This window comes from Archangium violaceum Cb vi76 (assembly GCF_000733295.1).
Classification (GTDB): domain Bacteria; phylum Myxococcota; class Myxococcia; order Myxococcales; family Myxococcaceae; genus Archangium; species Archangium violaceum.
Genome location: NZ_JPMI01000077.1, coordinates 24,409 through 32,760, shown reverse-complemented (window position 1 = coordinate 32,760; position 8,352 = coordinate 24,409). Strand labels below are relative to the sequence as shown.

At 66.9% G+C, this 8,352-nt stretch carries 5 protein-coding genes; 1 reads left to right on the top strand and 4 read right to left on the bottom strand.

Annotation, left to right across the window (positions count from 1 at the left end; translation table 11 throughout):
- Positions 1-766 precede the first annotated feature (766 nt).
- The 4 genes from Q664_RS12400 to glnII form a co-directional block, all read right to left on the bottom strand.
- Entirely contained in the window at positions 767-3,931 is a 3,165-nt protein-coding gene (locus tag Q664_RS12400; RefSeq protein ID WP_043393965.1) for an alpha-amylase family glycosyl hydrolase, read from the bottom strand.
- 161 nt (positions 3,932-4,092) lie between these two features.
- Positions 4,093-4,557, bottom strand: a complete 465-nt coding sequence (locus tag Q664_RS12395) for a YgaP family membrane protein (RefSeq protein WP_200883694.1) — start codon at positions 4,555-4,557, stop codon at positions 4,093-4,095.
- Between the two features lie 165 nt (positions 4,558-4,722).
- Positions 4,723-4,905: a CsbD family protein gene (locus Q664_RS12390; RefSeq protein ID WP_043393963.1), complete on the bottom strand. Its 183-nt coding sequence runs from the start codon at positions 4,903-4,905 to the stop codon at positions 4,723-4,725.
- Positions 4,906-5,272: 367 nt separating this feature from the next.
- A complete protein-coding gene (glnII, locus tag Q664_RS12385; protein WP_043393961.1) occupies positions 5,273-6,289 on the bottom strand; it encodes a glutamine synthetase GlnII in 1,017 nt (338 codons plus the stop codon).
- 511 nt (positions 6,290-6,800) lie between these two features.
- Here glnII and Q664_RS12380 point away from each other — a divergent pair.
- Positions 6,801-8,348 (top strand): sigma-54-dependent Fis family transcriptional regulator, encoded by a 1,548-nt coding sequence (locus Q664_RS12380; RefSeq protein ID WP_043393959.1) that lies wholly within the window; start codon positions 6,801-6,803, stop codon positions 8,346-8,348.
- Positions 8,349-8,352: the final 4 nt, after the last annotated feature.

Genomic DNA, 8,352 nt, shown 5'->3' with positions numbered 1-8,352 from the left:
CCACTTCTCAGTTGCACCCCGTTCAACCTCGGGGGCCGCCTTCTTTATTTCGAAGCTGCCTTACTGTCAAGCGACCGTTGCCGCTCCGTTTCGCTGCTTCGTCTCGTCTGGATTCAACCCGGCGCCGTGGCGCCTTGCTGCTTCCTGTCGAGGGGCGCGGAACCTACTTCGTTTCCGCGTCTCGTGTCAACTCGCTTCGTCGACTCTCTTCTTCCGCCTCGCTTCGGCTTTCGCCGCTTCGAGAGGGAGGCGGCTTCTACCACCGCCGCGTTGGGAGTCAACTTCGCTCGCCGACTTTTTTATTTCGTCTTTCACTGCTTCGGCCGGGGATCTCCGTCGCCAGTGCGACGTCGCCTTTCCGTCCGAGGGGGCGCGGCTTCTACCACCGCCGCGTTGAGAGTCAACCCCGTACTTCCAACTCTCTATTCCTTCCGCTCGGGAGCGTGCGGCGCCGTGGCGCCAGCCCGTCGGGCGAAGGGAACCGATACCTAGCGCTTTGTTGTCTTCCCGTCAAACCTTCTTCGTGAGGATTGATCCCGAGGAGCAGCTCAGCGTCGGGTTTCATTGGGGATAACCCTCCAGGACAGGTCCCCCCTTCCCACGAAAAAGATTTTCGCGGCCTCCGCCGTCGAGCTCACGGATGGACCCGGCAGCCCCAGCCGCCTGGTGAACCCGCCCGAATCGCAGGTTCATCCGGCGGCCAGGGGAGAGACCGCCTCAGCAGCCGCGTGCCCCTCGCCTCTCCGCAGTGGTGGCCACTGGCCCTCTATTCCTTCTTCAAGACCACGTAGCCCGCCGCGGGGATGTTCACCTTCGTGTTGCCGCCGCTCAGCGTCGCCCCGTAATTGCCGAAGTTGCTCCCTCCGTACACGGCCGCGTCGCTGTTCAGCACTTCCTTCCAGTTCCCCGGCGGCAACGGCATCGTGTAGCCCTCCAGGTTCTCCCGGTTCAGGCTGCCCACCACCAGGTACTCCTCGCCTCCCGCCTTCCTCGTGAAGGCCAGCACCGAGTCGTCGTTGTGCGTGTACACCCGGTTCACCTCGGCATCCGCGCTGAACGCCGGGCTCGAGTGTCTCAGTGCGATCGCGTCCTGGTAGAACCGGAAGCTCTGCCGACGCGTGATGTCCAGCATCGCCTCCGTCCTCTGCTCCGCCGGCATCGCCGCCAGGCTCTCGAAGACCTTCCGGTCCTCCGCCGACAGCCCCCGGTACTCCCCATCCTTCGCCCGCGCCTCCGGCGGCAGAGCGAACAGCCGCTCGTACGACGCCTTCCTCGTGTCGTCGAACTTCACCTTGTCCCAGTTCCAGTCCTTCCCCAGCGACTCCCAGCTCCAGTCACTGTCCCACGTGGACGGATTGCCCCACCGGAAGTCGTTCTGCGCTCCGAACTCGTCCCCCTGGAAGAACATCGGGATGCCCGGCCCCGCCAACCCCAGCCCCGCCCCGAACCGCGCCGCGCTCCTCGACCACTGCTCCGGGAAGTCCGTCGGCTTGTCCCCCTCCGCCGTGTTCATCGTCCGCTGCGCGTTCCCCACCTCGTCATGGTTCGAGATGATCGTCAGCGCCTTCTTCCACCCGTCCAGCCCTCGAGGGCCCGTCAGCATGGACATGAACGCGTCCATGTCCGTCTTCAACCCCCGCGCCGCCGCCTGGATCAGCCCCGGCTTGCTGTTGTCGTTCACCAGCCGGTGCTGGAACTCCGTGTACCACTGCGCGTCGAAGCCCCCTCCCGTCCCGTCCTTCTGCGCCGGCTTCGTGATGCTCGGGTCGTAGTCAAACTGCTCCGCCACCGTCCACACGTCCGGGTTGAAGAAATGCACCTGCCGGTTGATCTCCCGCAGCATCTCCCACCCGTCCTTCCCTCCCACTCCCTTGATGGGCTCCGTGAAGTCGAACCGCAGCCCGTCGAAGTGCAGTTCCTGCACCTGCGCCACCGCGTGGTCCACGAAGAACTGCTTCACCTTCGGGTTCGAATACGCCGGCACCGCTCCCCACGGCGTGTCCCGCTGCTCGAACTTCCCAGGATCCTCCGACCAGTTGAAGAACGGGTTGTCCTGCCCTCCCAACCCCCACATCCCGTTGTAGTCGCCGTGCACGTGGTTGTAGACCACGTCCGAGACGACGTTCATCCCTCGCCCGTGAGCCTCGTCGATGAAGCGCTTCAGCGCCTCCGTCCCGCTCACCCACTTCCCGTCCGCGTCCTCGAAGCCGAACGAGCTCTCCACCGCCAGGCTGTTCACCCCCAGGTAACCCCAGTTCCGGTTCCCCTCCACCTCGTTCACCGGCAACAGCTCCAGCGTGTTCACCCCCAACTTCTTGAAGTAGTCCAGCCTCGCCGTCAGGTCCTCCAGCGTCGAGCGGTCCGCGTTCTTCCCCTCGCCCAGGAAGCTCCCCACGTGCAGCTGGTACACCACCCACTTGCTCGGATCCTTCTCCCGCGGCGCGTTGTCGTTCTTCCACGCGTGAGTCGTTGGCTCCGTGATGACCGAGCCCCGGAACGTCACCCCGCTCGCCTCCGTGATGACGTTGCTCCACGGGTCGTTGTTCGGTGACTTCAGGCGCTCGCCCGCGCTCAGCTTCCCGTCCCCGTTCCCGTCATCCCTCAACCGCAGGTTGCCCTTCGCGTCCTTCTCGTAGACCTGGAACTCGTACTGCAACCCCGCCAGCTTCTTCGGGTCGTTCACCAGCGTCGCCCACGCCCCATCCTGATTCGTCATCCGGATGCGCCCGTCCGCCTCCACGTTCTTCGACCACAGGTCGTTGAACTTCCCGTCGTGCAGCTTGTCCACCAGCGTGGCGTCGAAGTTCCCCAGCCGCGCCAGGAGCTCGTCCCGGCTCAGCTGCCGCCCACTCGCGTCCTTCAACACCAGGTACGCACTGTGCGCGTCCTCCTCGTCATCCACGTCGAAGCGCATCAGCTCGACGCTGTCCCCCGCGTAGCGGTTCACCTCCTTGCCCGTCTTCGCGTCCAGGTACATCCGCGACAGGCCCCGCTGCTCGCCCATCATCTCCCGCGCGTACGGGTCCGGCCGCTCGCTCGTCACGCCCTCCGAGTCCACCACCTCGTAGACGTACGACTTGCCCACCAGGTCCTTCCAGCCCCCCTTCACACTCGCCGACCAGTTGCCGTCCTCACCCCGCTCCATCGGGATGCGCTGCTCCCACCCCTCCGCGTCCGTCACCTTCACCTGCACGCTCTTCGCGTTCCCCGCCCAGAACTTGAACGTCGCGTCCTCTCCCGACTTCCTCGAGCCCATCTCGTGGTACGTCGTCGGCGCGTACGTGGACGTCCCCTTCTTCACGTCCAGCTTCAGGTTGCCCTCGCCCATCACCGCCCACGAGCCCTTACCCGTCGGGCCATCCGCCAGCACGCCCCACTCCCAGTCGTGCGGCTGGCCATCGTCCAGCACCTCCACCGTCGCCGCCCACTTCCCGTCCCCCAACGGCTTCATCGGAATGGTGCGCTCGTTCCACTGCGCGCTATAGCGGCCCGCCGCGTCCCAGCTCCCCTTCACCTGCAGGTTCGTGAGATCGGCGTGCGGTCCCGCGTCGTATACCAGCGTCACCGAGCGCTTCACCGGCGCTCCCACCGCCTGCGTGGTCGCCCCCACCACCCCCGCGGCCCTCGTGCCCGCCACGTTCATCGCCGCACCGGCGCTCGTGGGCTCGAACGTGGAGTTCGCGCCTCGCGCAGCCGCCGGGCGCACCGCCGTCTCGAACGTCGAGCCCTTGCCCTGCGCCGACCCCGTCCGGGACTTCGTCTCGAAGGCGTCCCGCGCCTTGGGCCCCGCCGCAGGTGGCTTCTGACCCGCCTTCTCAGGAACCACCGCCGCGGTCTCCTCGCGGACCTCACGGCTGCTCGTGGATGAAGCCTCGTTCTTCGCGCTGGGAACCGCGCTCTTCGGGGGCTGGTTGATCTTGGACGTGCTCACGTTGTCTCCTCTGGCGCGGACCCGAAAGTCGCGGTGCCCCCCATTGTCGGGCAAGCCGCCGTCCGAGTTTCCTACAGCCAGTCGTGACGCACTTCGTGTCCTGCCGTCCAGGACACCCTCAGTGTGGGCTTTCGGTCATCCCGCCCTCGGGCATGGATTCCTCACCCCCAGCCCGGCCCTTCCGAGCTCGCCGAGTGCCCTACCTCCGCTCCGCGAAAGTCTCCCCGCTGCACCCTCAGCGCGAACTTCTCCGCGTCGATCTCCCCACGCGTGCGGAGCTTCCACCGGCGCAGCACCTCCACCGGCGGGCACCACCCCGAGACCGCGTGCTGCAACAGGAAGCCCGCCACCACTCCCGGTACCCACAGCCACTTCCGGTCCCTCGTCACCCCCAACACCAGCCCCGCCAGCGACAGCACGGCCGCGTTCACCTGCAGCGCACGCTCGAGGTCCCACTCGCGCTCCAGTTCGTCCAGGCGCCCCTCTACCTCGTCCTGGGGACGGCTCGCGTAGCTGGCGATGCGCTCCCGCATCTCCCGTAGGATTTCCTCGTTCGCCTTCCCGGGCCCGTGGCGGCGCCCCCGGTCGCCCCGGGGCATGAGGAGCTGCTCCAGCCTGGCATCCATGCCGAAACCTCCCTGAGGACGTGCGCGTCCCGCCGAAAGGTGATGCCCCCGCTCCGACCCGCCAAGGCGGCCTCCGGTCCCGGCCCGAAAAGACAGACGGGCCACGGGGTATCCCTCCCCGCAGCCCGCCCGACTGCCCGAGCACTCCAGGCCTCGACGCTCCGCCTACCGCCGTCCCTTCACCTCGTCATCCGCGTCCTTGATGACCCGCTTCGCGTCCTCGAGCTTCTCCTTCACCTCGCCCTTGAGCGTGTCCTTCTTCCCCTCCGCCTCCAGCTCGCGGTCTCCCGTGGCCGTCCCCACCGTCTCCTTCACACGCCCCTTCAGCTTGTCCGTCCACTCACCCATGGCTTCCCTCCTTGCTGTCCCTGTGTCCAATCACAGACACCCCTGAAGCTAGGTACCGCAGGGAGCCATGGGCACGCCTCGAGCGCTCGCACGCCTGAGTGCCCAGCATCGTTTACTCAACCCGCTCGGCTTCGAGGACTTCGTCGCCGGAGGCCGAGCCTCAACGGCAAGTGGAACGGGCCTCGGCGCGCCGCACTCTCGCGCTCCAGCCAGCGCGAGCGGCCCCCTGCTCCGAGTCCACCGGGGCCCGGTCCACTCCCTCAAGACCTTCCCTCGAGACATACGCCGTGCCCGACGGACGGGAAGCCCGACACCTCCCGTCCGCCAGGCCAAGCGCTCCTTCCCCAAGGAGACTTTTGAAACGGTCTCAGCCGCAGACCGTCTCGAGCATGATGCGGCAGACCTCGTACGGGTCGCAGTTGGCCGCAGGACGGCGATCCTCGAAGTAGCCGCGGCCATCGTTCGCCGTCCCCAGCGGGATGCGGATGGACGAGCCACGGTCGCTCACCCCGTAACGGAACACGGTGATGGGCGCCGTCTCGTGCAGACCCGTCAGGCGCTCCACGTTGTGCGCTCCGTACACCGCGATGTGCGCCTCGTGCTTCGCGCGCAGCTTCTCCATCGCCGCTTCAATCACCTTGATGCCACCCGCCTCGCGCATCGACTTCGTGCTGAAGTTGGTGTGGCAGCCCGTGCCGTTCCAGTCACCCTTCACCGGCTTGGGGTGCAGCGTGGCGCTGATGCCGTACTCCTCGCCCATCCGGTACAGCAGCCAGCGCGCCAGCCACAGCTCGTCCGAAATCTCCAGCGCCGGCAGGGGGCCAATCTGGAACTCCCACTGCGCAGGCATCACCTCCGCGTTCGTGCCGCACAGCTTGATGCCCGCGCGCAGACACGCCTCGGCGTGCGACTCCACCAGCTTGCGGCCGAACACCTCGTCACTGCCCACGCCACAGTAGTAGCCACCCTGCGGCGCCGGGAATCCCTTGTCCGGCCAGCCCAGCGGACGGTTTCCCTCGAAGAGCGTGTACTCCTGCTCCAGGCCGAACCACGCGTCCTCGGAAGCGTGCTTCTCCGCCACCTGCCGCAGCGGCGCGCGCGTGTTGCTCCAGTGCGGGCTGCCGTCCGGATTCATCACCTCGCACAGCACCAGGATGTCCTTCGTCCCCGGCTTGAGCGGGTTCGCGAGGAAGCGCACCGGCCGCAGCATCAGATCGCTCTTCTTGCCCTCGGCCTGGTACGTGCTGGAGCCGTCGAAGCTCCAGTCGGGAAGATCGGAGAGACTCCGGACCTCCGCCACCTCCACCACCTTCATCTTCGAGCGCAGCTTCGCAGTCGGCCGCTGCCCGTCGATCCAGATGTACTCCGCCATCACCTTGCTCATTCGCCACGTCCTCCCAGAAGCCCGCCCCAGCGGGCCCGTTTTCTCGAGGCCCTCACCGGGCCTCACGCCAGAACCCTTTTGCAGATGCGGTGCCAACGCCCCCGCCCACGGGCGGCCTCGACGGAAACCCCCGAAATGGCTCGGAACAGGCCCCACCAGGCCGCTCCACCCCCTCGGAAGGCCCTCTCGGGACTCCGACAATTTTGTAGGAGATGCGCTCGCTTCCTACAAATTTGTCGGAAGTGTTCCGCCCGCCCCCGGGGCGCGGCCCGCTCGCGAGCACCACCGGACCCTCGCGAGGCACCGTGTCCCCCCGGTTTGATCGGAATCCGACGCAAGATGGCGCTCGAACAGTAGGCCCCTGGACGCTTCGCCGCTCGCCTGCTCTCACCGGCGTTCCCGCTTCGCTTACAATTTTGTAGGTCTTCGGCCAGGAACCGACAAAAATGTCGGAATCGCCCGGACGCCCCTCGGGACCGGCACATGAGCAGCACCCTCGGAGTACCCTCGCATGGCGAAACGCACAGATGAGCAGACGGGCAAGCACGCCACCCTGGCCAGCCTCCTGGAGGTCAGCCAGGCCCTGGCTGGCGCACAGGATCTCCGGGCCGCCCTCCACCGCGTGCTGGAGCGGCTCGAGCGCTACCACGGTGTGGTCCGCGGCGCCGTCACCCTCACCGACCCCGACACCGGTGACCTCTATATCGACGCCTCCATCGGCTTGAGCGCCGAGGGCCGCAAGGCCCGCTACAAGCTCGGCGAGGGCATCACCGGCCGCGTCGTCCAGAGCGGCAAGCCCATCGTCGTGCCCGAGATCAGCCGCGAGCCCCTCTTCCTCCACCGCGCCTACCTCGGCCGGCGCACCGGCACCCAGGAGCACTCCTTCATCTGCGTCCCCATCGTCCTGCACCGCAAGCCCGTGGGCACCCTCGGTGTGGACCTCCTCTTCCACAAGGACCGCGACTACCAGGAGGAGAGCCGCCTCTTCGGCGTCGTCGCCTCGATGATCGGCCAGGCCCTCGCCGCCCACCGGCACCTGGAGGACGAGCGCAAGAAGCTCCTCGAGGAGAACACCACCCTGCGCCAGGAGCTGCGCCAGCGCTACGACTTCTCCAACATCATCGGCACCTCCGGCCCCATGCGCCAGGTGTACGAGCAGATCCACCAGGTGGCCCGCACCACCACCACCGTCCTCATCCGCGGCGAGTCCGGCACCGGCAAGGAGCTCATCGCCCACGCCATCCACTACAACTCCACCCGCGCCAAGAAGCCCTTCATCAAGGTCAACTGCGCCGCCCTCCCCGAAACCCTCATCGAGTCCGAGCTCTTCGGCTACGAGAAGGGCGCCTTCACCGGCGCACAGAATCGCAAGCGCGGCCGCTTCGAGCTCGCCGAGGGCGGCACCCTCTTCCTGGATGAGATTGGCGAAATCAACCCCGCCACCCAGGTCAAGCTGCTCCGCGTCCTCCAGGAGCGCGAGTACGAGCGCGTCGGCGGCACCGAGACCCTCAAGGCCAACGTCCGCCTCATCGCCGCCACCAACAAGGACCTGGAGACCTCCATCGCCGAGAAGTCCTTCCGCGAGGACCTCTACTACCGCCTCAACGTCTTCACCCTCTTCATCCCGCCCCTGCGCGAACGCAAGAGCGACCTCCTCCTGCTCGCCGATCACTTCGTCGCCAAGTACTCCCGCGAGCACGGCAAGAACATCCGCCGCATCTCCACCCCCGCCATCGACATGCTCGTCAGCTACCACTGGCCCGGCAACGTGCGCGAGCTGGAGAACATCATCGAGCGCTCCGTCCTCGTCTGCGATGGCAACGCCATCCACGGCCACCACCTGCCTCCCACCCTCCAGACCGCCGAGGCCTCCGAGACCGTCACCAGCAGCTCGCTCACCGACTCCGTCGAGCAGTTCGAGAAGGACCTCATCGCCGATGCCTTGAAGACCACCCGCGGCAACCGCGCCAAGGCCGCCCGCCTCCTCCAGACCACCGAGCGCATCATCAACTACAAGGTCTCCAAGTATGAGATCGACTGCTCACGCTTCCGGGGGTAGGACG

Excerpts from the sequence above, each read along its gene's own strand:
- Q664_RS12395 (WP_200883694.1), bottom strand. The coding sequence starts at position 4,557 with ATGGATGCCAGGCTGGAGCAGCTCCTCATGCCCCGGGGCGACCGGGGG.
- Q664_RS12390 (WP_043393963.1), bottom strand. The coding sequence starts at position 4,905 with ATGGGTGAGTGGACGGACAAGCTGAAGGGGCGTGTGAAGGAGACGGTG.
- glnII (WP_043393961.1), bottom strand. The coding sequence starts at position 6,289 with ATGAGCAAGGTGATGGCGGAGTACATCTGGATCGACGGGCAGCGGCCG.
- Q664_RS12380 (WP_043393959.1), top strand. The coding sequence starts at position 6,801 with ATGGCGAAACGCACAGATGAGCAGACGGGCAAGCACGCCACCCTGGCC.